Source organism: Actinokineospora auranticolor, from assembly GCF_041897805.1.
Classification (GTDB): Bacteria; Actinomycetota; Actinomycetes; order Mycobacteriales; family Pseudonocardiaceae; genus Actinokineospora; species Actinokineospora auranticolor.
Genome location: NZ_CP154825.1, coordinates 920,689 through 943,044 on the forward strand (window position 1 = coordinate 920,689; position 22,356 = coordinate 943,044).

Annotated in this window: 20 protein-coding genes; 16 read left to right on the forward strand and 4 right to left on the reverse strand. The window is 70.7% G+C overall.

What is annotated here, in order from left to right:
* Positions 1-158: 158 nt before the first annotated feature.
* Positions 159-1,106, reverse strand: coding sequence for a DNA recombination protein RmuC (gene rmuC, locus V5P93_RS04555; protein WP_104477034.1), 948 nt, complete (start codon positions 1,104-1,106; stop codon positions 159-161).
* Positions 1,107-1,241: 135 nt separating this feature from the next.
* Between rmuC and V5P93_RS04560 the strand changes: the two genes are divergently transcribed.
* The 5 genes from V5P93_RS04560 (at position 1,242) to V5P93_RS04580 (ending at position 6,536) form a co-directional block, all read left to right on the forward strand.
* Positions 1,242-2,387: an exonuclease SbcCD subunit D gene (locus V5P93_RS04560; protein WP_104477033.1), complete on the forward strand. Its 1,146-nt coding sequence runs from the start codon at positions 1,242-1,244 to the stop codon at positions 2,385-2,387.
* The gene (locus tag V5P93_RS04565) at positions 2,384-5,347 is read left to right on the forward strand and encodes an AAA family ATPase (protein ID WP_104477031.1); all 2,964 of its coding nucleotides are present in this window, start codon (positions 2,384-2,386) and stop codon (positions 5,345-5,347) included. The genes V5P93_RS04560 and V5P93_RS04565 overlap by 4 nt, the downstream gene beginning before the upstream one ends.
* Positions 5,348-5,385: 38 nt before the next feature.
* The gene (locus tag V5P93_RS04570; RefSeq protein ID WP_104477029.1) at positions 5,386-5,712 is read left to right on the forward strand and encodes a PadR family transcriptional regulator; all 327 of its coding nucleotides are present in this window, start codon (positions 5,386-5,388) and stop codon (positions 5,710-5,712) included.
* A gap of 109 nt (positions 5,713-5,821) precedes the next feature.
* Complete coding sequence (locus V5P93_RS04575; RefSeq protein WP_104477027.1) at positions 5,822-6,208, forward strand: hypothetical protein; 387 nt, start codon at positions 5,822-5,824, stop codon at positions 6,206-6,208.
* An 82-nt stretch (positions 6,209-6,290) separates the two neighbouring features.
* Complete coding sequence (locus V5P93_RS04580) at positions 6,291-6,536, forward strand: hypothetical protein (protein WP_104477025.1); 246 nt, start codon at positions 6,291-6,293, stop codon at positions 6,534-6,536.
* 27 nt (positions 6,537-6,563) lie between these two features.
* Here V5P93_RS04580 and V5P93_RS04585 read toward each other — a convergent pair whose 3' ends face one another.
* Together V5P93_RS04585 and V5P93_RS04590 are read right to left on the reverse strand one after the other, a co-directional pair.
* Positions 6,564-8,033, reverse strand: coding sequence for an AlkA N-terminal domain-containing protein (locus V5P93_RS04585; protein ID WP_104477024.1), 1,470 nt, complete (start codon positions 8,031-8,033; stop codon positions 6,564-6,566).
* Positions 8,034-8,175: 142 nt separating this feature from the next.
* Positions 8,176-11,397, reverse strand: coding sequence for a S8 family serine peptidase (locus V5P93_RS04590; protein ID WP_104477022.1), 3,222 nt, complete (start codon positions 11,395-11,397; stop codon positions 8,176-8,178).
* A gap of 342 nt (positions 11,398-11,739) precedes the next feature.
* On the opposite strand from V5P93_RS04590, the gene ychF reads away from it, so the two are divergent.
* Positions 11,740-12,813 (forward strand): redox-regulated ATPase YchF, encoded by a 1,074-nt coding sequence (ychF, locus tag V5P93_RS04595; RefSeq protein WP_104477020.1) that lies wholly within the window; start codon positions 11,740-11,742, stop codon positions 12,811-12,813.
* 175 nt (positions 12,814-12,988) lie between these two features.
* On the opposite strand, the gene V5P93_RS04600 is transcribed toward ychF, so the two are convergent.
* Entirely contained in the window at positions 12,989-14,416 is a 1,428-nt protein-coding gene (locus tag V5P93_RS04600; protein ID WP_181043310.1) for an EF-Tu/IF-2/RF-3 family GTPase, read from the reverse strand.
* A gap of 309 nt (positions 14,417-14,725) precedes the next feature.
* Here V5P93_RS04600 and V5P93_RS04605 point away from each other — a divergent pair, with 309 nt between their 5' ends.
* The 10 genes from V5P93_RS04605 (at position 14,726) to V5P93_RS04650 (ending at position 22,247) form a co-directional block, all read left to right on the forward strand.
* On the forward strand, positions 14,726-16,198 hold the full coding sequence (locus V5P93_RS04605) for an MFS transporter (RefSeq protein WP_104477016.1): 1,473 nt from the start codon (positions 14,726-14,728) through the stop codon (positions 16,196-16,198).
* A gap of 49 nt (positions 16,199-16,247) precedes the next feature.
* Positions 16,248-16,739, forward strand: coding sequence for a VOC family protein (locus V5P93_RS04610; RefSeq protein WP_104477014.1), 492 nt, complete (start codon positions 16,248-16,250; stop codon positions 16,737-16,739).
* Positions 16,732-17,442: an SDR family oxidoreductase gene (locus V5P93_RS04615; protein WP_219823913.1), complete on the forward strand. Its 711-nt coding sequence runs from the start codon at positions 16,732-16,734 to the stop codon at positions 17,440-17,442. Before V5P93_RS04610 ends, V5P93_RS04615 begins: the two co-directional genes overlap by 8 nt.
* Positions 17,439-17,879, forward strand: a complete 441-nt coding sequence (locus V5P93_RS04620) for a nuclear transport factor 2 family protein (protein ID WP_104477012.1) — start codon at positions 17,439-17,441, stop codon at positions 17,877-17,879. Before V5P93_RS04615 ends, V5P93_RS04620 begins: the two co-directional genes overlap by 4 nt.
* Positions 17,880-18,012: 133 nt before the next feature.
* Positions 18,013-18,471: a nuclear transport factor 2 family protein gene (locus V5P93_RS04625; RefSeq protein ID WP_146107919.1), complete on the forward strand. Its 459-nt coding sequence runs from the start codon at positions 18,013-18,015 to the stop codon at positions 18,469-18,471.
* 93 nt (positions 18,472-18,564) lie between these two features.
* The gene (locus V5P93_RS04630) at positions 18,565-19,374 is read left to right on the forward strand and encodes a RimK family alpha-L-glutamate ligase (protein WP_245931035.1); all 810 of its coding nucleotides are present in this window, start codon (positions 18,565-18,567) and stop codon (positions 19,372-19,374) included.
* Positions 19,375-19,531: 157 nt separating this feature from the next.
* Positions 19,532-19,906, forward strand: a complete 375-nt coding sequence (locus V5P93_RS04635) for a type II toxin-antitoxin system death-on-curing family toxin (RefSeq protein ID WP_104477010.1) — start codon at positions 19,532-19,534, stop codon at positions 19,904-19,906.
* Between the two features lie 53 nt (positions 19,907-19,959).
* On the forward strand, positions 19,960-20,625 hold the full coding sequence (locus V5P93_RS04640; RefSeq protein WP_104477008.1) for a Clp protease N-terminal domain-containing protein: 666 nt from the start codon (positions 19,960-19,962) through the stop codon (positions 20,623-20,625).
* 162 nt (positions 20,626-20,787) lie between these two features.
* The gene (locus tag V5P93_RS04645) at positions 20,788-21,321 is read left to right on the forward strand and encodes a PAS domain-containing protein (protein ID WP_104477006.1); all 534 of its coding nucleotides are present in this window, start codon (positions 20,788-20,790) and stop codon (positions 21,319-21,321) included.
* Entirely contained in the window at positions 21,318-22,247 is a 930-nt protein-coding gene (locus tag V5P93_RS04650) for a methyl-accepting chemotaxis protein (RefSeq protein WP_104477004.1), read from the forward strand. The genes V5P93_RS04645 and V5P93_RS04650 overlap by 4 nt, the downstream gene beginning before the upstream one ends.
* Positions 22,248-22,356: the final 109 nt, after the last annotated feature.

Genomic DNA, 22,356 nt, shown 5'->3' on the forward strand with positions numbered 1-22,356 from the left:
CCACCGGCACCCTCAAGGAAATCTCGGGTGGCAGTGCTCTCAGCAACCTCCGGGCCGGTCGCCCCGTACGACGACACCGGGTGGTCGGGACCGTGCCCGGAAAGGCGGGCAACTGTGCCCGTGCAGCCGCGTCTTCGGGTACCCCGAGGGCAGTCGGTTCAGGTCGGTCTGGGCTCACCGCCCAACGCGTGGCCGTTGGTGGAGGGCTCGTCCACGACGCGCAGGGTGGGGAGGGGCGCGGGGGTCGGGGCGGCGTTGGTGAGGGGGGTGATCGTGGAGCGCAGCTGCTCCAGCGCGTCCAGTTCCCGCCTGCGGGCGGACAGGAAGCGCTGGAGGTGGGTGCTGGTGAGGTTGAGGGCGTCGATGGCCGACGAGGTGGCCCGGTGGGCGGATTCGGCGGTGGAGCGGACGGCGGCGACGTCCGCCTCGATGGTGCGTTCCGTCGCGGCGAACAGGGCGGCCGCGGCGATCACGGCGAAGCCCGTCGGACCGCACAGGAACACCCGCCGGTCCAGCAGCCAGCGCAGGAGCTCGGGATCCGTGTCGAGCGCGGCGACCACGGCCGCGTCCGACGGGACGAACATGACCGTCCCGTAGATCGCGTCCGCCCACCGCTGGTAGCCCTTGCCCGCCAACTCCGCCGCGCGCGAGCGGATGTTGCGCACGTGCACCCGCAACGCGTCGAGGCGCTCCTCCGCGTCGTCGGTCTCGATCGCCTCCGCCCAGCAGGCCATGCTCATCTTCGCGTCGACGGGGACCCGGCGGTCGCCGTCGACGACCAGCAGCAGGTCGGGGCGGACCGCGCCGCCGCCCGCGACGTCGGTTTGCAGGGTGAAGTGCAGGCCCTCGCGCAAGCCCAGGGCGCGCGCGGTCTCCACCAGCACCTGCTCGCCCAGTTCCCCGCGCCCGCTGATCGACGCGAACGCCACCTCGTACCGGCGCAGCGCCAACTGGTGCGTGTCCGAACGCGCCCGCTCGGCCGCCACCTCGGCGCGCGCGGCGTCGCCCCGGCGCACCGCGTCGGTGTAGAGCCGCCAGAACAGCCCGGCGGCGCCGACCAGCAGCAGCACGAGCACGGCCACGACCGTGCCCAACACGGCGGTCACCCCAACACCTCCCTAGCTCGAGTAGTCCCCACTGAAGATCTCTACAGCATTCCCCCGACAGAACCAGCGTCGAACGCGCGTTCGAGCGGCGAGCCTCCCCCGATCGGGGGCAAGATCGGCATAACCTGGCGCGCCATGCGGGTCCTGCACACCTCCGACTGGCACGTGGGGCGCACCTTCCACGGCCGCGACCTGCTCGCCGAGCAGGAGTCGGTGCTCACGGGCCTGGCCGACCTGGTCGCCGACGAGCGCGTCGACGCGGTGGTCGTCGCGGGCGACCTCTACGACCGCGCCGTCCCCTCCGCGGAGGCCGTCGACGCGTGCGCCCGCGTGCTCGCCGCGATCGCGCGGGCGGGCGCCCAGATCGTGATCACCCCCGGCAACCACGACTCCGCGCCGCGCCTGGGCGCGTTCGCCGCCTTCGCCCGCGCGGGCGGCCTGCACCTGCGCACCGCCATCGCCGACCTGCACGAACCGGTCCTCATCCCCGACGCGCACGGCCCGGTCGCCTTCTACGGCATCCCGTACCTCGAGCCGGAACCCGCCCGGCACGCCCTCGGCCTCGACGGCGACCAGCGCGGCCACACCGCCGTCCTCGGCGAGGCCCTGCGCCGCGTCAAGGCCGACATCGCGGCCAGGGGCGCCCGGTCGGTCGTCCTCGCGCACGCCTTCGTCATCGGCGGCGAGGCCAGCGACTCCGAGCGCACCATCGCCGTCGGCGGTGTCCCGCACGTGCCGAGCGCCCTGTTCGACGGCGTCGACTACGCCGCGCTCGGCCACCTGCACGGCCCGCAGACGCTCGGCGCGCACCTGCGCTACTCCGGTAGCCCCCTGGCGTACTCGTTCTCCGAGGCGCGCCACCGCAAGTCGGTCTGGCTCGTCGACCTCGACGCGCGCGGCCTCGCGGGCGTCGAACGACGCGAACTCCCCGTCCCGCGCGCCCTGGGCTCCCTGCGCGGCGACCTCGACGACCTGCTGCGCGACCCGGCCCACGAACCCGAGGTCGACAAGTTCCTGACCGTCGAGCTGACCGACCGGGTCCGCCCCCTCGACGCCATGCGCAGGCTGCGCGACCGCTTCCCGCACGCCCTGCACCTGGACTGGAAACCCGAGGGTGGGCGCCCGACCGAGCACCGCTACACCGAGACGGTCAAGGGCCGCTCGGACGAGGAAATCGCCTGCTGCTTCGTCGACCACACCCGCAACAGCCCGCCGAGCGAGGCCGAGCGGGACCTGCTGCGGGAGGCGCTGGCCGCCGTCGCCGGGAAGGAGCCCGAGTGAGGCTGCACAGCCTGGAGCTGAGCGCGTTCGGACCTTTCGCGAACAAGGAAACCGTCGACTTCGACCTCTTGGGCGCCGAAGGGCTTTTCCTCCTCCACGGGGATACCGGCGCCGGTAAGACAACCTTGCTCGACGCGGTCGCCTTCGCTCTCTTCGGCGCCGTGCCCGGTGCGCGCGCGGACGCCAAGAGGTTGCGGTGCGACTACGCGGACCCGGATACGCACACCGAGGTCACTCTTGAGCTGACAGTCCAACACCACCGTCTACGCATCACCCGCAGCCCCGAGTACGAACGTCCCAAGAGGCGCGGTGGCGGCACAACGAAGCAAAACGCCAAGGCATCCTTGGTGTGGGTGGGTGCGTCCCCGTCCGGTCACCGCTCGGAAGGCGTCACCCGCATCGATGAGGTCGCGCGCACGGTCGAGCGCCTCTTGGGCATGACCAAGGACCAGTTCTTCCAAGTCGTCCTCTTGCCGCAAGGGGAGTTCGCGAAGTTCTTGCGCTCGTCGACGGGCGAGCGGGAAGACCTGCTGGAGAAGCTGTTCGGCACCCAGCACTTCGAGCGCGTCGAGCAGTGGTTCAAGGAACAGCGCCGCGAACGCAGGCAGGCGCTGGACAACGCGCGCGCTGGCTCCCGCGAGCTGGTGGCGCGGTTCGCCCAGGCGGCCGGGATCGAGCCGCCCGACGAGCCGGACCCGGCCTGGGTCGACGGGATCATGACGACCGCCGAGGAAGCGGACGCGCTGGCCGCCGCGGTGGCCGCGCAGGCGTCCGCCCGGCGGGAGCGCGCGGAGGAGGCGCTGGCCGAAGGTCGTGAGCTGGCGTCCCGGGTGCTCCGCGCGCAGCGGGCGATCAACGGGCTCAACGAACTGGCCCACCAGACGACCGCGCGCGCCGCGTGGGCGGAGGAACTGGCCGCCGCCGAGCGCGCGGTGCCGGTCGTCGAGGCGGCCAACGCGCTGATGGGCCTGGAACGCCGGGCGGACGCGGCGGACGACGTCGTGAAAGCGTTGGCGGACAAGGCGACCGCGCTCGGGTTCGCCGACGCCGACGCGGGCCTGCCGCGCCTGCGGGAGGCGGCGGGCGGGCTCCGGGAGGAAGCGGGCGGGCTCGCGGCCCTGGTCGCCGAGGCGGAGCAGCAGCGCGTGGACCGCAAGCGCCTGGTCGCGCTGGGGGAGCAGGCCGAGGACGTGCGCGCCCGGTCGGCCGAGGTCGGCGCGCGGCTCGCGCAGATGCCGGCGCGGCTCACGCGGGCCCGTGAGGACCTGACCAACGCGACCACCGCGCGCGCCATGCTGGACGGTCTCCGCAAGCGGCGCGCCGAACTCGCCGCCGCCTTGGCGGACAAGGCGAACCTGCCGAAGGCCGAGTCCGCGTTGCGGATGGCCGAGGACGTCGGCCGGGCCGCCGTCGACGCGCACCAGGCCGCGCGGGACGAGGTGCTCCGACTGCGCCAGGCCAGGTTGGACGGCATGGCCGCCGAACTGGCGGCGGGGCTCGTCCCGGGTGATCCGTGCCCGGTCTGCGGCGGCGACGAACACCCCGCGCCCGCGTTCGCGGTGGCCGACCGGCCCACGGCGACGGACGAGCGAGCGGCGCAGACCGTTGAGCAGAAAGCATTGCGGGAGCGCGAGATCGCAGTGTCCCGTGTGGAGAAAGCGCGCACGGCCGTCACCACCCTGGTCGACCGGCTCGCGGTCTGGGGCGACCGCGACCTCGCGGCGGCGCACGCCGAGTCCGAGGACGCCTTCGAGTCGGCGAACGGCCTGGCGTCGCGGTTCGTCGGGTTCGAGCGGACCGTGCGGGAAGCCGAGCGGGCGCACGACGCCCTGCGCGACGAAAGCGCCAAGCTGGAGCGTGAGATCGCCCGGCTGACCACCGAGGCCGCCGAGCTGGCGCAGCTCGTCCAGACCCGGTCGGACAAGATCGAGCGGGGCCGCGGCGACCACCCGACCGTCGCCGACCGCCGCCACCACCTGCTGGCCACCGCCGCGGCCGTCGACGCGCTGGTCGAGGCCCACACGACCGCCCGGACCGCGCGCGAACGCGTCCGCGAGCAGGGTGACGCGCTGGCGGACACCGTGTCCGGCGCCGGGTTCGCCGACTTCGCCGAGGCGCACACGTCGGCCCGCCCCGAGACCGTCGTGGCCAAGCTGCGGGAGCGCCTGGCCGAGGCGAAGGAGGCCGAGCAGCAGCACCGCGCCACCCTGGCCGACCCGGACCTGTTCGGCATCGACGAGAACGAGGACGTCGACCTGACCCCCCGGATCGAGGCGGCCCGCGAGGCCAGGGAAGTCGCGGAGGACGCGGTCGCCGCGGCACGGGCGGCGGCGTCGCGGGTCGAGCAGGTGGGTGCCCTGGGCTACCGGCTGCGGACCGCCTGGCAGCGCCTGGCACCGAAGGAAGCCGAGTTCGCCGAACTGGACGCGCTCACCGACGTGGTCAACGGCCGGGGCCAGAACTCGACCAAGATGTCCCTGCGCTCGTACGTGCTCGCCGCGCGGCTCGAAGAGGTCGCCTCCGCCGCGAGCCTGCGGCTGCGCCGGATGTCCCAGGGCCGCTACTCGTTCGTGCACTCCGAGCAGGCGGGCCGTTTCGGTACCCGGGGCGGCCTGGGCCTGGACGTCCTGGACGACTACTCCGGCCAGACCCGCCCGGCCAAGACCCTCTCCGGCGGCGAGTCCTTCATCGCCTCGCTGGCCCTGGCGCTCGGCCTGGCGGACGTGGTCGCGGCTGAGAGCGGCGGCGGCGCGCTGCTGGACACCCTCTTCGTGGATGAGGGCTTCGGCAGCCTCGACGCGGGCACCCTCGACGAGGTCATGGGCATCCTCGACGACCTCCGCGACGGCGGCCGCGTCGTCGGCGTGGTCTCCCACGTCGACGAGCTGCGGCAACGCGTCCCGACCAAGCTCAACGTCGTCAAGGCTCGGACCGGTTCCACCCTGCGGCTGACGGTCTAGATCGGTACTCGCCCTTGAGCGGCGGGCCTCGACCGAAGATGACGCCGCAGGTCCGGACCGTGCTCGCGATCTTCTTGGCCAATCCGGACAAAGAGCACTTCGGTTTGGACCTCATCGCCGCCACCGGACTGCTCAGCGGCACCGTCTACCCGATCCTCGCGCGGCTCGAGCGGGCCGGGTGGCTGAGGTCCCGCACGGTCGAGCTGAACCACGACAACGTCGGCCGCAGGGCTCGGCGCTTCTTCCGCCTCTCCCCGGAGGGCCTGACCCAGGCGAGCCTCGCGGTCGAGACGACGGAGCGGATCACCGAGGACCGGCAGGCCGAACTTCGAACCCGCCTGCTCGCTGAAGCGCAGTCGAGCTAACCGGAAAGGCCAGCACGTGAACGAGCCCAACGAGCCGCGCCCGGCTAACGCTGAACGACCCCGGCCAGTCGCCTTCCTCAGCTACGAGCACACTTCACATGCTGGAGACATGATTCCGATCGTGAGTTCCCCCGACGGCGAGCGCTTGTCGTTCTTCGACGGGGGGTTTCGTCGAAACGGGCCGATGTCGCTCGCGCAGGCAGGTACAAGTGCCCCGCCGATGCGGGAGGCGGTTCCTCTGGCCGTCGAGAAATCGGGGCACCGCGTACTGCGCCCGGTGCTGCGCTTCCTGCCGATGGACTGGATCTCCGCAGTTGTCGTCCGTCTGTCCGCATACCGGGTACCGGCCGAAGACCGCGACTGTTTCCTCGCGACGTTCATGGGGGAGAACGGCGCCCTGGCTTCCGACCCGCTGGCACAGCTGCGCCACCTGGTCGGTCTTCGCGCCCTGTTCGGCGAGCCCGTCGAACTCGACGAGCAAGCCGACGACGAGTAGAGGCCGCGCCCGGAGTCCTCGACACCCCACGCCCGCCCCGACTCGACTCACGTCGAGGAGCTCACCGGAGGAACGAACCACCATGAGCACCAACACCCATGGCGCGAACAATCCCAGCAACGGCAACGGTCCCAACAGCAACGCCAACGACGAACCGCTGTTCTCCTTGAGAACGGCGCTGCTACTGCTCGCCGCGATCGTCATCGGCTCGGTGATCGGTCTGCTGACCTACGCCGCCTCCCAAAACGTCCCCACCGCCGTCATCGCCGGCATCGGTGTCGCTGGAGCCACCCTGTACGGCGGGCACAGCCTCCTCGGCCACGGATGACCCGAACGCCGCGCCGCCGTGGTGCGCCTACAGGGTGATTCCGGCGGCTGCCGCGCGCCACAGGTGCATGCCCGCGTACGAACGCCACGGCCGCCAGGACCGGCCGTGCTCGGCCAACGCCTCCGTGCTCGACGGGAGTCCCAGGGCCCGGGCGCCGTTGCGCAAGGCCAAGTCCTGCGGCAGCAGGACATCCGGATCGCCCAGTAAACGCATCACCACGTATCCGGCCGTCCAGGGGCCGATTCCCGGATACGACTGGAGTCGGCTGCGCAGCGTTTCCGCGTCCACCCCGACGTGGAGTTCGATGTCCCCCGACGCTATCCCCGCGCACACCGCGCGGATGGTTTCCACTCGCCGGGCCGGGCCGGTCAGGATCTCCGACGCGCGTTCGGCCACCGCCGCCGCCGACGGGAACAGGGTCGTCAGCTCGCCTTCCGGCGTGGGCAGCTCCTCGCCCACCGCCTCGGTCAGCTTGCGGGCGGCGGTCCGCGCGGCGGACACGCTCACCTGCTGCCCCAGCAGGGCCCGCACGACCGTTTCCGTGCCGTCCACGCTGCCGGGGACCCGGATGCCCGGCGTGGCCGCCACAGCGGCCGTCAGCGCCGGGTCGGCCGCCAGCACGGCGTCGATCACCCCCGGGTCCGCGTCGAGGTCGAACAGCCGCCGCAGTCGGGATACCGCAGTGCTCAGGTCGCGGAGGTCGGCCAGGCGCAGCGTGCACTCCACGTGCGTGCCCGCCGGGCGCAGGTGCGCGGTCGCCGAGCCGTGGGGGAGGCGCAGGGTCCGCGAGTACCGCCCGGGGCGGGTGCTCTCCACGCCGGGGATGGCCCGCGCGCCAAGGAAAGCGAGGATGCCCGCGGCGTCGAAGGGGGTGCGGACCGGCAACCGCAGCCGGACCCGGCCCGGGCCCGCGTGCTGGCGCAACCGGCCGGCTCGTTGGGCGGCAACACGCAATTCCGACGGTGTGGTGGCGAAAACCGCGCGGATCGTGTCGTTGAACTGGCGGACACTGGCGAAACCGGAGGCGATGGCCACGTCCGCGACCGACATCGTGGTCGTTTCGATGAGCAAGCGGGCGGTGTGCGCGCGGTGCGCCCGCGCCAGGGCGAGTGGGCCCGCGCCGAGTTCGGCCGTCAGAACCCTCGTAAGATGGCGTTCTGAATAACCGACCCGGCGCGCCAGACCCGGGACGCCCTCGCGTTCCACGACGCCGTCGATGATCAGGCGCATGGCCCGACCGGCCAGGTCGCCGCGCACGTCCCATTCCGGGGAACCGGGGACTATGTCGGGCAAGCAGCGCCTGCACGCGCGGTACCCGGCCTGCTGGGCCGCCGCCGCCGTGGCGAAGAACTCCGCATTCCGCCTGCGCGGCGCGATCGACGGGCACGACGGACGGCAGTAGAGCCCGGTTGGTCGGACCGCGAGGAAGAACTGACCGTCGAAGCGCGCGTCGCGGGAGACGACCGCTCTGTATCCCTGCTCCGGGTCGATCAACACCCGACCATGCTGCCGGCGTGCGGACAGAAGGGCTGGCAGGAAAGAGACATGTGGTTCGCGTGATCGCACAAAAAGGGCGGGGACCCGCCGTTTAGACGGGTCCCCGCTACTTCTTGAGCCGATTACCGGCCGGTCATGACCGTCAAGCGACCGACTTGACTTCGACGTCGCCGCTACCGATCAGCACACCGGCGTCGTTGCGCACCTCGACGTTGCCGATGAGCGAGCGGCCCGCACCCGGCGCCCGGGTCGCGGTGACGGTGCCGTTGACGCTCCACTGCGCCCCGGCACCCCGTGCCGTGTTGGTGTCGGTGATGTTCACCGCGCCGTAGACCGGGTTGGTCAGCACGTCCAGGTAGTCGTAGGTCGTGGTGCCCGCGGGCACCGAGTACCCGGCGACCAGCACGATCCACACGCCCGCGGCCGGGTTGGCCACGGTCACCTCCTCCTCGGAGTCCCCGTCCGCCTGCTGACCGGCCAGCTGGCAGGTGCCGCTGGTGCAGTTGTAGACGGCGAGGTCGAGGTCGGCGGCCGCGTCGGCGGTGTGGCCGATCTTGGCCCGCAGCGCGGTCGTGCCCGGCAGGACGTCGACGCGGTACTGCTGGTTCTCCTCGTTGGCGATGGTCAGCACGGCCTTCTTGGCGCTGCCCAGGGCGGTGCCCGAGGCCTTGCCGGTGAAGGGACCGAACTGGTTCTTCAGCGCGTAGGTCCGGGCGACCGGCGTGTTGACCGCCGCCGAGTCGATCGTGTCCGGGTTCGGGCTCACGCTGACCCCCAGGACCTGGGCGGTCAGGGTGAACGGCGCGTACGCGGCGTCGGAGGTGCGGCGGGCCTCGACCACGATCTCCCAGACACCCGGGGCCGGGTTGGCCAGGGTGCGGCTGGTCGGGCTGCCCGCGTCGCACCCGGCGACCGGCGGGTTGTAGCAGTTGGTCGAGGCGTTGGTCTCGACGCCGGTGCCGTACGGGTGGAAGCGCAGGAAGCGCAGCTGGCCCTGGCCCGCGCCGGTGCCGCCGCCCTGCAGGTCGACCTTGAACGCCGACGTGCCCGCGGGGACGCGGTAGAAGTACGACACGACCTCGTTGCGGCCGACCTGGCCGCCCTTGCGGACGGTGAAGCCGTTGGCCGCGGTGAAGTCCTCGGCCGCGACCACGGTGTTCAGCGTCTGCGCCTCGATGCCCGAGGTGAGCGGGCTGTCGAGGTTCAGGATCGCCGAGTGGACGCCGGTCGTGCGCGGGTTGATCGTCACGGTGTACTTGACCGCGCTGTTCTTCGGCAGCAGCACCGTCGGCGCCGAGCTGAAGGTGCCGTCGTTGCCGACCCACTTCGCCTGGTAGGTCACCGGGGTGTTCGGGCCGGTGGTCCGGGTGAAGGTGTAGGTGCGGGTGTAGCGGTCGCCCGCCTTGACGCCCTCGCGGTCGTGGATGCCGACGCCGACGCCCGGGGTCGCCAGCCGCGACGACAGCGCGGTGTTGACCGGGACCGAGGTCGAGATCTCGGTCTGGCTCGGGTTGTCCTTGAGGGTGTTCCACGCCTTCTTGACGTCGATCAGGCCGTTGCCCTGCTCGTAGGCGCCCAGGGTGGGGATGAACCGGGCGGTGGAGCGGAACGAGGTCCGGATCTGCGCGGCCGACGCCGAGATGTTCTTCGCGCGGGCGGCGCTGATCAGCAGCGCTGCGGCACCGGCGGCCTGCGGGGACGCCATCGAGGTGCCGTTGAACTGCGCGTAGCCGGGCGGCAGGGCGTAGGTGCCGGGGACCGGCTGGCCCGCCTGCCAGGTGGGCACGGACGAGATCGCCGAACCGGGGGCCACGATGTCCGGCTTGAAGCCGCCGTCCTCGCGCGGGCCGCGCGAGGAGAAGCCGTGCAGGCTCTCCGACTTGCCCAGGTCCGAGCCGTAGTTGCTCTGCCAGGTCTCCTTGGTGATGTAGGAGCCGACCGAGAGGACCTTGGTCGCCACCGACGGGTCGCCGACGGTGTTCTCACCGGCGCCGGAGTTGCCCGCCGAGATGAACATCTGCACGTCGTAGGTGTCGATGAGCTCGTCGTAGAGGCGCGCGCGGGCGTTGTTGGCGTCGTTGAGCGGCGGGAGACCACCGATCGACATGTTGATGACGTCGACGTTCGCGTCGCGGGCCGCGTAGATCATGCCCTCGAGCAGCGCGTGGTTGGTGCAGCCGGTGATGAACAGGCAGACCCGGACCGAGACCAGCTTCGCACCGGGGGCCGCGCCGTTCATCGTGCCGCCGAAGAGGCGGTTACCGGCGACGATGCCCGCCACGTGCGAGCCGTGCGCGCCGGAGACGATGCCGATGTTGACGGCGTTGTGCGCGACGTCGGTCTGCACGACGAACGGCATGGACTCCTTGACCGGGGTGGCCGGGTTGTCCTTGCCGAAGGTCCCGATGTCGTACTTGACCTTGTAGTCGGTCATCGGCTTGTCGTCGCCGAAGTTCTTGTTCTGGTTCGTGTCGACCCAGACGGTGCCGGTCGAGGGGTTCCAGAGCACGCCGAACAGGCCGCTGCTGCCCGCGGGGTTGCCGTCGCGGTCGACGTCGGAGCCGACCTCGCCGCCGAGGCGGGAGTCGCGCTCGTTGAACACGCCGTAGCGCAGCTCGCCCGACTCACCCGGCAGGCCGTTGGCCGGGCCGGTGGTCGGGGTCGACATGAGGACCCAGGTCGGGTCGTCGTCGTCGTTGACCCCGTTGGTGAAGTTGGGGTTGGTGTAGGTGACCCAATCGGTGACCTTGCGCTCGCCGGTGCTCGTCTTGTTGAGCGACGGGTGGTCGAGGTCCACGCCGCTGTCGACGATCGCCACGGTCGTGCCGCGGCCGTCCCAGGTGGGGTGGTCGTTGACGAACTGGGCGGCGTTGGTGTCGCCGGTCGGCATGTAGGGGTTGACCCGCGGCGTGTTCGGCCCGGGGGCGGGCTGCGGCGTCGGGTCGGCGACGCCCGCGGGGCGGGGGTCGTCGAGCGGGACGTTCTCGTCGAGGTCCAGCGCGGAGACACCGGGCAGCTTGGCGATGCCGCGGACCTTCTCGACCGGGACCTCGGCGCGCACGTAGCCGATGTTGTCGTCCCGGAAGTCGACCTTGGCACCCGCCTTGGCCAGGTCGTCGGCGTGCTTGGCCCGGTCGCCCTCGGCGGTGGCGATGATGACCGTGACGGTCTTCTCGCCCGCCTGCTCGGCCTTGGTCAGCAGTTCGAGGTCGTGCTTGCCGATGCTGGGCCCCTCGTCGGCGGGGGCAGGTGTCGGGGCCGCGGTGGCGGCCGGGACCGTCGTCAGCATGGCGCTGGCCACCGCCGTGGTGAGCGCCACGCCGAGGGCGAGCCTGCCGCGCAGGCGTCTCTGGGGTTGGGTCATCCCACTTCCTTCTTCCTCAGCGGGTGAGCTGGGCACGCCCCAGTGACCTCCGGATGGCGGACGAAGATGCAGGGCGCTCACGGAGTGTTCTTTGCGGGTGACCCGATGACTAGGGTCCATTTGGGCTAATCCGTCCGAGTGGGACTGGACGATTTGGCACTGAGTGTGCATGCATCGTTGCCACCGGCGAGGTTGTTACCTCGCGAACGGGCGCTTTGGTGCGTATGGACAGCCCCGGACGTATAGCTCCTGGTAGTCAAAACTGGGAACAGTGTTGGTAACTATTTCGCACACGGCCGGGGTCTGAGGTGTGCTCGTGAGTGGTCCGTAGACTCAACCCCCGTGAGTTTGACCCTCGGCATCGTCGGCCTGCCCAACGTCGGCAAGTCCACCCTGTTCAACGCGTTGACGAACAACGACGTGCTCGCGGCGAACTACCCGTTCGCCACCATCGAGCCCAACGTCGGCATCGTCGCGCTGCCGGACCCCCGGCTGGAGAAGCTGGCCTCGGTGTTCGCCAGCGAGCGGACCGTGCCCGCGGTGGTGTCCTTCGTGGACATCGCCGGGATCGTGAAGGGCGCGTCGGAGGGGGCGGGGCTGGGCAACAAGTTCCTCGCCAACATCCGCGAGGCCAACGCGATCTGCCAGGTCATCCGCGTGTTCGACGACCCCGATGTGGTGCACGTCGACGGGGTGGTGGACCCGTCGTCGGACATCGAGACGATCAACACCGAGCTGATCCTCGCCGACCTCCAAACCCTGGAGAAGGCCCTGCCGCGGCTGGAGAAGGAGGCGCGGACGCGTAAGGAAGCGCGCCCGGCCCTCGAGGCGGCGGTGGCCGCCAAGGACATCTTGGACAGTGGCAAGACCCTGTTCGCGGCAGGCGTGGACGCAACGCTGCTGCGCGAACTGAGCCTGCTGACCACCAAGCCGTTCCTCTACGTCTTCAACGCCGACGAGTCGATCCTGACCGACGAGGCCCGCCGCGCGGAACTGGCCCAGCTGGTGGCCCCCGCCGACGCGGTCTTCCTGGACGCCAAGGTCGAGGCGGAACTCCTGGAACTGGACGAGGAGTCGACCAGGGAGCTGCTGGAGTCGGTTGGCCAGACCGAACCGGGCCTCAACGCCCTCGCCCGAGCGGGCTTCCACACGCTCGGACTCCAGACGTACCTGACGGCGGGGCCGAAGGAGGCCCGGGCGTGGACGATCCCGCAGGGCGCCACCGCACCGCAGGCGGCGGGCGTCATCCACTCGGACTTCGAGCGGGGCTTCATCAAGGCGGAGGTCGTGTCGTACGACGACCTGGTCGAAGCGAAGACGATGGCCGCCGCGAAGGCAGCGGGCAAGGTCCGCATCGAGGGCAAGGACTACGTCATGGTCGACGGCGACGTGGTCGAGTTCAGGTTCAACGTCTAAAGCGGCGGCCATTCCCACCTCCTCCCCACCTTCGGGTGGGGAGGAGGTTTTTGTTATGGACTGCTCACTTCAGGCGCATAGCCTCGTGCCGTGCCAATCGCCGACGATGCCGCTCGCCTGGAGAACGGCGACCGGCCTGCTTCCGTCGTATGGAAGACCCTGGACCAGCTCATCCCTAACCGATGATTCCCGTGATCTGGCCTGCGCCGATGGGGGTGTTGTTGTCGAGGATCGTGAAGCGTTGGCTGAGGTCTATGGCGGTGGGGCGGGTTAGGGTGATGGTGGCTGTGGTGGATTCTCCCGGAGAGAGGACGCTGAAGTTCGCCATGGTCGCGGTGATGTTCGCCGTGCGCAGGCGGAGTGTGGCTTGGTGGTGGTTGAAGATCTCACCCTGCCGCCCGCCCTTCGCGGTGGGAAGCAGGTAGATGTCCGCCTGGAAGTGGGTCCTCGTCATCACGCTGTTCTGGGCCGTGACCACCATTCCCGGCTCCACCTCCGCCCGCTTCACCCCACCCAGGCTCAGCCCCACGTTCTCCCCCATGCTCGCCGTATTCGACGTCTTGCGGAACATCTCCACCCCCGTGATCGTCGTCCGGTGCGCGCCCAACCCCCCGACGAGGTCCACCGGCATCCCCACCCCGATCTGACCGCGCTCGACGCGGCCCGTGACCACCACCCCTCGGCCGGTCACCACGAACACGTCCTCGATAGGCATGAGGAACAACGGGTCGTGGAGGGAGTGCGGGGTCGCTCGGACGTACGCCGCGATGGCTGCCTCGGCCTCCGGACGACGGGGCGCGTTCGCCACGTCCGTGATCAACAGGGAGACGGTGTGGACAAAGGGAACCGGTGGGGCTGGGCGGGGTGCGAGGGAAGCCGCTGTGTTGATGACGGGAGGGATTTGCCCGCCCGCGTTTCGGTTGCGTTGTTGGGGGATCGGGCGGGATTTGGCTTCCAAGGCCCAGCGGACTTGTTGGTAGACGGTTTCCATGTCCAGCAGGGAAGGGCCGCCCGGGACGCCGGTCTCCAGGACGTTGATGAGTTCGCCCGTGAAGGCCGTGTACTTCTCTCCCGGTGGGGCTAAAGCCATCCGCGTCTCCGATGACGCCGTCAGCACGCAACTGCCCTCGATCGACGACTGGTCCGCGACCGACCCCATCCAGCCCTGCAGCGCCCGCGCGCTGAAGCAGCAGTCCAGGATCACCACCTTCCGCCGGGCACGGGAGCCGTGGTCCAGCACCCGGCGGCGGATGGCGTCGAAGGGGAGCATCGTGTACTCCAGCCCCGGCTCGGAGTCCGGCAGCGCCAGGCACAGGTCATTCGTCCGGTCATCGGTGAACCCGTGGCCCGCGAAGTACACGATCAGGGTGTCCGTGGCCCGCTCCGCGCTCCGGCGGACCTGGTCGAGCACCTGGCGCGCGTTGACCGGCTGCTCGACCACCGCGCAGTGCTCGTCCGGCAGGCCCCACAGCCGCGCGTCGGTGAACACATCCCGCAACCCGGTCAGGTTGGCGCGGACCGACGGCAGGTCGTCGAACGACTCGTACCTGTGCGTCCCCACCAGCACGACCCTCGACGCCGACCCGTCCGGCAGACCGCTCATACCGTGATCATCGCCCCGCATCCGTGTCCCGTTGCACGCCACCGGCGGATATTTTTCCGACGCGCGCCTTGCCGGTTGAGAATTGACTGGTACATAGTCAGGTGGGCCTTTTCGATTCCTTTCCGCCAGGGTGGAACTCCGAGTACCACCATTGGCGCGCTCTGGTTACCCACCCCCGAACGGGCCACGCTGGGGTGTGGCTGCGCGAGTCCGAAGGCGAAATGCGCCCGCCGCGTTATCCAGGGGAAGTGGGGAGATGCGCGAAAAGAGCAAGACCACCGGTCGGTCCGTGCTTCTCGGAGGTGAACTGTGACCACCACTGTTCCGCGCGCCGCGGTCGAGCGCGGGAAGATGCTGACCCTCGTCGTGCTGTGCGCGGCGATGTTCCTCGACGCGCTGGACACGTCGCTGGTGGCGGTGGCGCTGCCGGGGATCCAGGACGACCTGGGCATGTCCACGGGGGCCGCGCAGTGGCTCATCTCGGGCTACACCGTCACCTACGGCGGCTTCCTGCTGCTCGGTGGACGCCTCGCCGACCTGTTCGGCAAGCGCCGGATGTTCCTGGTGTCGATGGTGCTCTTCGCCGTCGCCAGCCTGGTCGGCGGTCTGGTGTCCGACCCGGGGCTGCTGATCGCCAGCCGGTTGGCCAAGGGCATCGCCGCGGCGCTGACCGCGCCCGCCGCCCTGTCGCTGATCACCACCCGGTTCCACGAAGGACCCGAGCGCAACCGCGCGCTGGCCTTCTACTCGGCGACCGCCGCCAGCGGGTACAGCCTCGGCCTGGTGTTCTCCGGCCTGCTGACCGCGCTGAGCTGGCGGCTCATCTTCTTCATGCCGGTGCTGATCTCGGTGCTGGTCATCGTCGCCACGCCGTTCGTCATCAAGGAACCGAAGCTGGCGCGCGCCAAGCGCAGCTACGACATCGCGGGCGCGTTCGCCGCCACCTTCGGCATCCTGGCGCTGGTCTACGGCATGGTGCACGCCGCCGAGCGCGGCTGGACCGACCCGATGACGCTGGCCACGCTGGGCGGCGCGGTCGTGCTGCTGGTCGCGTTCGTCTTCATCGAGCGCGGCGGCAAGGACCCGACGGTGCCCATGCGCGTCTTCCGCTCGTGGACGCGCAGCTCCGCCTACCTGCTGGCGCTGGCCTTCGGGTGCGCCAGCCTCGGGTGGCAGTTCGTCGCCACCCTCTACATGCAGCACTTCCTGCACTACAGCGCCCTGCAGACCGCGTTGGCGATGCTGCCGCTGGGGATCGTGATCCTCCTGGTGGCGCAGTTCATCACCTCGCGGCTGCTCTCCCGGGTGCCCGCCCGGCGCATCGCCGGGATCGGGTTCCTGATCCAGGGCGCGGGCATCTTCGTCTTCACCTTCGTCGGCGTCGTCGGCAACTACCCCGGTCTGATGCTGCCCGGCCTGCTGCTGCACGCCATCGGCAACGGCCTGGTCTTCCCGACGATCAACGTCGCGGGCGTCAGCGGGGTCGACGACGAGGAACAGGGCGTCGCCTCCGGGCTGGTCACCGCCGCGCTGCAGGTCGGTGTCGGTGTCGGTGTCGCCATCGTCAGCGGGGTGCTGACCATGGCCACCGTCGGGGACGGTCCGGAAGCGCAGGTCGCGGGCTACAGCGCGGCCTTCCTCACGGCCACCTGCTTCTCGGTGGTCGCGGCGGTCATCGGTTTCGTCGGGTTGCGCTGCGGGATCGGCGTGCCCACCGACGGCGGGACCGAGCGGACCGCGGAGCCGGGGCAGGTCGCCCCCGCCCCCGTCGCGGGGGCGTAGGGGAGTCCCGGCAGCTCAACCAGGTTCAACCAAGCAGAAGGAAAGCGTCATGACTCTAACCGCAGGGGAAACCGTCGAGGCCGCACAGCGCGCGTTAGTGCGGCAGGTCAAGCAGGTCTCGGCCGCCGTGTCGGTGAGCAACCTCGACGACTCGATCGCGTGGTACGCCGACAACCTCGGCTTCGAGGTCGTCACCCGGCAGGACTTCCCGGCCATCAACGCCCGGGTCGCCTACATCCGCAACCGCAAGGTGGTCCTGGAGCTCGTGCAGGCCGAGCCCGCCGTGCGCATCCACCGGCCCGCGCCGCCGTTCAACTACGTCGTGCAGGGCTTCGCGCAGCTCTCGCTCTACGTCGACGACATCGCCACGGCCAAGGCCCAGGCGCTGGCCCAGGGCCTGAGCCTGGTTTCGGACATCGTCTCCGCCCCGGACCTGGGCGTTCAGGTGTTCCTGCTCCAGGACCTCGACGGCAACCTGATCGAGGTCGCCCAGGCGTCCTGGCTGGCAGCGGGTTCCGCCGCTGCCGAGGAGAGTGAGTAGCGGCATCCCCGGCCCCGTCGTCGTTGTCGGCGGGGCCGGGCGCACCGGTCGACTCGTGGTCGAGCGCCTGCTCGCCGAGGGCGTCGACACCCGGGTGGTGAGCAGGCACGCGGGTCGGGCCGCCGACCTCGGTCGGCGCGGGGTCGGGCTGTTCAGCGCCGACATCCGCGACGGCGTGGGTCTGCCGGAAGCGTTGGCGGGCGCGCGGAGCGTCGTGTTCAGCGTGGAGCCGGGCACCTCGTCCAGTGGGCCGAACCGGCCGGAAACGACGATGTACCAAGGGGTGCGCAACGTGCTGGCCGCGGGCCACGGGTTGCGGCGGTTCGTGCTGGTGAGCCAGATCTACGTCACCCGGCGCGGCCACTCGATGAACGGCAGCGGCCACCTGCTCGACTGGCGGCTGCGCGGTGAGGACGCCGTGCGCGCCAGCGGGGTGCCGCACACCGTCATCCGGCCGAGCTGGTTGGGCAGCGGCGGTGGCACCAAGGCGATCCGGTTGGAGCAGGGGGACACCGGCGACGGTGAGATCGCCCGCGGCGACGTGGCCGAGGCGTGCGTGCGCGCCCTGGCGCTGGACTCGGCGGTGAACACCACCTTCGAGATCTACAACGAGCGGGGCGCCCCGCCGTCGGACTGGAACGCGCTGTTCGCGCCGCTGGACCGCGACGGGGTACCCGAAACCGCTGGAGGGAACGCCAGATGACGCAGACGCCGGTCGACCTCGGTACCCGAGCGGTCGCCTCCGCGTGGTTCGACGCGCTCACCACGGGGGACGTGGCGACCGTGTCGAGCCTCATGGCGGAGGACATCGAGTTCATCAACTACACACCCGTACCCGGCTACAACGACGACATGCCCTGGATCGGCACCTACCGCGGCCGGGAGGCCGCGCTGGCGAGCTTCGGGGTGTTCCTCGGGGTGTGCGAGGTGCGCGCGGAGTGCGTCGCGCAGCTGCTCGTCGACGGCGAGCACGCGATGGGCGTGGTGCGGGAGCGGTCGGTGGTGAAAGCGACCGGGCTGGAGTTCGAGATCGAGTTCATCCAGTGGTTGACGGTCCGGGACGGGCGCATCGTGCGCTGGAAGTCCTACACGGACCCGTCGACCATCATCCGGGCCATTCGCGGTGGCGAGGTCGGCTGACGGCGTCGGAAATCGAAGGGCGACCTGTGGACGCCGGTGTCCGCAGGTCGCCCTTTCTCTTTGTCGAAAATGGACTTCACGAACTACGCGGTGGTTGTTTGACCGTCGTAGGAGCGTTTGCGAGCCTGGGTATATGAGAATTGTCGGAATTATCCTGGTCGCCTGCGCAGCCCTCGCCCTCGCCGCCTGCGCCGACTCCGGAAGTGGTGGCAGCGGTAGTGGCGGTAGTGGTGCGGGTTCCGGTGGCGGTGGCGCGGCGGCTGCCCAGCCGGTCGACGTCAAGCCGGAAGGCAAGTCCTATGTGGACGCTGTGCAGTCCGAGGACCTGGACAAACTGGCGAACTCGTTCACCGAGGACGCGGTGGTCGTGGACGTCGGCAGGCGCATCGAGGGTCGGCAGAAGATCCGCGAGTGGGCCGACAACGAGGTCATCGGCGGCGAGATCGAGGTGCTCGGGCGCACCCCGTTCGACGGCGGCGAGACCCTGCTGGTCCGCTTCAACCCCAGCGGCCTCGGCGGCGGTTTCGAGGCCAACTACAAGTTCACGTACAAGGACGGTCGCATCGCCCAGGCCGACCTCACCTACGCCTGAGTGGAAAATCGACCGGCCCCCGTTTTCCGCCGGTTCCGCGCACCGCCGCGCGGAACCGGCGGAGTCGCGTGGTAGCCTCCCTCGGGAGGAATCATGACGCAGGTGGGCGATTTCCCGGAGGGTGTTCCCGGGAATATCGGCGGCAGGCATTTCGTCGGGCACGTGGAACGGGCCGCCGCGGCGGTCGGCGCTTTCGTCACCTGGCACTGCGACCACTGGGTCGCGGAGATCTCCCGGGGCGCGGCCCGCGAACTGCTGATCGGGTACACCTTCCCGCTCAACGACGCGGCCGCTTCGCAGATCGCGTGGGACAAGGTCGCGGCGTCCGCGGTGCTGGAGAGCGCCAAGGTCGCGTGCGTGGGGCACCGGCTGATCCGACCGGACTGGGCCTTCGGCGAGACCGTCGACTGGACTCCCGAACTGCCCGTGGTGATCAAGCCCAACGTGGCCTACGGCGGTCGCGGGGTGCTCCTCGCGCGTACCGCGGACGAGGTGGCGGCGGCCGTCGCCGAACTCCTGCCGAGGTACCCGGCCATCGCGTGGTCGCCGTTCCTGGAGATCGCCGACGAGTACCGCACCGTGTTCCTCGACGGCGAACCGCTGCTGGTGTTCCGCAAAGTCCGCGCGGACAACGGGGAGTGGCGGCACAACCTGCACTTCGGCGCGGTCCCGGAACTCTGCGAGTCCACTGTGGATGGACTGGTCGACCTGGGCCGGGACGCGATGTCGGCGCTCGGCCTGCGCTTCGCCGCGGTGGACGTGGTGACGACCGCCGAGGGCGTGAAGGTGCTGGAGGTCAACAGCGGCGTCTCGCTGGAGCGCTTCAGCCGGTGCGGCCCGGAGTTCGCGGCGCGGGCGGGGCAGGTGTACGCGCGGGCCGTCGAAGCCTGCCTGCGCGGGTAAATCCGGAGGTCGTCGGGGCCCGGTCTGGTTAACATCCGGCCATGGAGAACACGGACGACCAGGTCCCCGAGCCCGACCACGCGCGCGCGGAGCGGTTGCGCGCGCTCTCCCGCGAGGGCCGCGACCGGTACGCCGACCTGCTGGAGCGGCTGGCCCAATGAACGTCGACTACCTGTCCACAGAGGACTTGCTGTTCCTCGCTGCGGACCTCGGTGTGTCGAAGGTCCGCGACCTCGGCCTGCTCGAATCGGCCGCCGCTCGGCCACGGACTTCGGTGCTGGGGGAGGACGCCTATCCCGGTCTGCACGAGAAGGCGGCGGTGCTGTTGCAGTCCGTCGTGCGCAACCACCCGCTGGTCGACGGCAACAAGCGCCTGTCCTGGATGTCGGCCTTCACCTTCTACGGCCTCAACGGCCTCGACCTCGACGCCCCCGAGGACGACGCGTACGACCTGGTCATCGCCATGTCCACCGGGGCGCTCGACCCCACCGCCGCGGCACCCGCGCTGGCGGGGTGGACGCGCCCACGCTGAATTCGTCAACCCGAGGTTGACGACTCGTCAAACGTCAACCTAAGGTTGACGCCATGAACGCCACGCCACAGCTCAGCGACCTGATCACCACCGTCGAGGGCCGCTCCGCCGACCCGCTCACCCGACTCGCCGACGCCGTCGTGCTCGCGCGCAGGCTCGACGAGGTGGCCGACCACCTGATCGGCCACTTCGTCGACCGCGCCCGACACTCGGGGGCGTCCTGGACCGCCATCGGCGACAGCATCGGGGTCTCCAAGCAGGCCGCGCAGAAGCGGTTCGTGCCCAGCGAGCCCGCCACCGCCGAGGCGGACCTGCGGATCTTCGCCCGCTACAGCGACGCCGCGCGGCAGGTCGTCGTGCGGTCGCAGGAGGAGGCGCTGACCGCCGGGCACACCGAGATCCGGCCCGGGCACCTGCTCCTCGCCCTGCTGCGCGACCCGGACGTCGCCGCGCTGGCCACCGACGTCGCCGCCGCCCGCGCCGCGGCCACCGACGAACTCGGCCCCGGCGGCACCCCGGCGTCCGGTCCGGTGCCGTTCGCGCCCGCGGGCAAGAAGGTGTTCGACCTGGCCCACCGCGAGTCGCTCGACCTCGACGGCGAGCGGATCTGGCCCGAGCACCTGCTGCTCGGCCTGCTCGCCGCCAACGAAACCGACGAACTCCCCGGGGGGGTGACCCGCGCTCGGGTGGAGGCCGCGCTCCGCGCTCGCGGGGAGTGACCGCGTCCGCCGCGCTCCGGGGGTGGTGCGCGAGCTTCCGGGCGACCCACGTCCGCGCGTCACGTGATCGGGGGGTTTGCGGGACTCGATCGCGGGTCGGGGCGGGCGCGGGTCGCCCGGGCGGTGTCGGATGGGACGGGGCAGCGGCGGGAAGGAGCGGGGATGCGCCAGAGCACCATCCAGGTGACGGGAGTGGAGCGGAAGTTCGGCGCGAACGAGCTGATCGTCACCAAGACCGATCCCAAGGGCGTCATCACCTACGCCAACGACGTCTTCCTGCGGATCTCGGCCTTCACCGAGGACGAGGTGATCGGCAAGCCGCACAACGTCATCCGCCACCCCGACATGCCCAAGACCCTGTTCAAGCTGCTGTGGGACACCGTGTCCGCGCGCCGGGAGCTGTTCGCCTACGTGCTCAACCTGGCCGGGGACGGCGCCCAGTACTGGGTGCTCGCGCACGTCACCGCGTCGTTCGACGACCGCGGTTCGATCGTGGGCTACCACTCCAACCGGCGGTCACCGTCGCCGCGGGCCGTCACCGAGGCCAAGGCCGTCTACGACCGGGTCCTCGCGGCCGAGCGGGCCACCGCGGGCCGGGACGCGCTGGTCGCCGGCGAGCGGGCGCTGCGGCAGGAGCTGGGCGGGAGCAGCTGGGACGAGTTCTTCTGGTCGATCACCCCTGGGAGCACACGATGAACGGCAAGCGCGGCAATGTCCCCCCGACGGCGATCCCGCTGAAGTCGGTCGCCGACATCTGCGAGCGGGTGGCGCGCGGCGACCTGGAGGCCAGGGTGCCGAGGCTGGGGGACGATCCGGCCGCTGAGGAGGTGCGCACCGCGATCAACCACCTGATCGACGTCACCGACGCCTACGTGCGCGAGTCCTCCGCCGTGCTCGCCGCCGCCGAGAAGGGGCAGTACGACCGCCGCTTCCTGCAGGAGGGCATGCAGGGCGCGTTCCTGCGGGGCGTCGACCAGATCAACGCGACGCGGGTGGGCCTCAAGCAGGCCAGCGAGCGCATCGAGTCGGCCAACGCCGAGCGGTTGAGCATGGCCGAGCGGATCGAGTCGACCGTGCTGAAGGTGTCCGAGCAGCTGGCCGCGGCCTCGGCGGAGATGGCCGCGACGGCGGGCGGGGTGGCCCAGTTCGCCTCGCAGGCGGTCGTCGAGTCCAACCGCGGCGTGGACACCATCGGCGCGCTGCGCGGCGCCACCCAGGAGATCCTGCAGTCGGTCGAGGAGATCACGCAGATCGCCGAGCAGACCAAGCTGCTCGCGCTCAACGCGACCATCGAGGCCGCGCGCGCGGGCGACGCCGGTCGCGGCTTCAACGTGGTGGCCGTCGAGGTCAAGAACCTCGCGGACAAGGCCGCCAACTCCAGCGAGACGATCGTGCACCGGGTGGAGTCGGTGCGCGAGGCGGTGAGCGAGACCGCGGGTGTGCTCGACGGCGTGGCCCAGCGGATCGGCGAGATGGACCAGCTGGTGGCGGGCATCGCGCGGGCGGTGGAGGGCGACCCCGGCAGCCTCGGCGACAGCCAGGGGCTGGTCCACCTGGCCGAGCTGCTGCGCACCGAGGTGGGCGACTTCGTCCGCAGCATCCGGGCGGGCACCTCCCGCTGACGGCCGGCCACTTGGCAGGTTCCGCCCTTGAGCACGGCACGTGCGTACATTCGGTAGGCACTTTGTCGTCGTTTGGGTGTCACCCGGTCTCGTTACGTTCGAGCGACGG

What these genes read in the sequence shown, in the direction of transcription:
- V5P93_RS04620 (WP_104477012.1), top strand. Translation starts at nt 17,439, where the DNA reads ATGACGCAGACGCCGGTCGACCTCGGTACCCGAGCGGTCGCCTCCGCG.
- V5P93_RS04650 (WP_104477004.1), top strand. Translation starts at nt 21,318, where the DNA reads ATGAACGGCAAGCGCGGCAATGTCCCCCCGACGGCGATCCCGCTGAAG.
- V5P93_RS04645 (WP_104477006.1), top strand. Translation starts at nt 20,788, where the DNA reads ATGCGCCAGAGCACCATCCAGGTGACGGGAGTGGAGCGGAAGTTCGGC.
- V5P93_RS04590 (WP_104477022.1), bottom strand. Translation starts at nt 11,397, where the DNA reads ATGACCCAACCCCAGAGACGCCTGCGCGGCAGGCTCGCCCTCGGCGTG.
- V5P93_RS04600 (WP_181043310.1), bottom strand. Translation starts at nt 14,416, where the DNA reads ATGAGCGGTCTGCCGGACGGGTCGGCGTCGAGGGTCGTGCTGGTGGGG.
- V5P93_RS04580 (WP_104477025.1), top strand. Translation starts at nt 6,291, where the DNA reads ATGAGCACCAACACCCATGGCGCGAACAATCCCAGCAACGGCAACGGT.
- V5P93_RS04630 (WP_245931035.1), top strand. Translation starts at nt 18,565, where the DNA reads ATGACGCAGGTGGGCGATTTCCCGGAGGGTGTTCCCGGGAATATCGGC.
- V5P93_RS04610 (WP_104477014.1), top strand. Translation starts at nt 16,248, where the DNA reads ATGACTCTAACCGCAGGGGAAACCGTCGAGGCCGCACAGCGCGCGTTA.
- V5P93_RS04640 (WP_104477008.1), top strand. Translation starts at nt 19,960, where the DNA reads ATGAACGCCACGCCACAGCTCAGCGACCTGATCACCACCGTCGAGGGC.
- V5P93_RS04570 (WP_104477029.1), top strand. Translation starts at nt 5,386, where the DNA reads ATGACGCCGCAGGTCCGGACCGTGCTCGCGATCTTCTTGGCCAATCCG.
- V5P93_RS04635 (WP_104477010.1), top strand. Translation starts at nt 19,532, where the DNA reads ATGAACGTCGACTACCTGTCCACAGAGGACTTGCTGTTCCTCGCTGCG.
- V5P93_RS04560 (WP_104477033.1), top strand. Translation starts at nt 1,242, where the DNA reads ATGCGGGTCCTGCACACCTCCGACTGGCACGTGGGGCGCACCTTCCAC.
- V5P93_RS04575 (WP_104477027.1), top strand. Translation starts at nt 5,822, where the DNA reads ATGATTCCGATCGTGAGTTCCCCCGACGGCGAGCGCTTGTCGTTCTTC.
- V5P93_RS04625 (WP_146107919.1), top strand. Translation starts at nt 18,013, where the DNA reads ATGAGAATTGTCGGAATTATCCTGGTCGCCTGCGCAGCCCTCGCCCTC.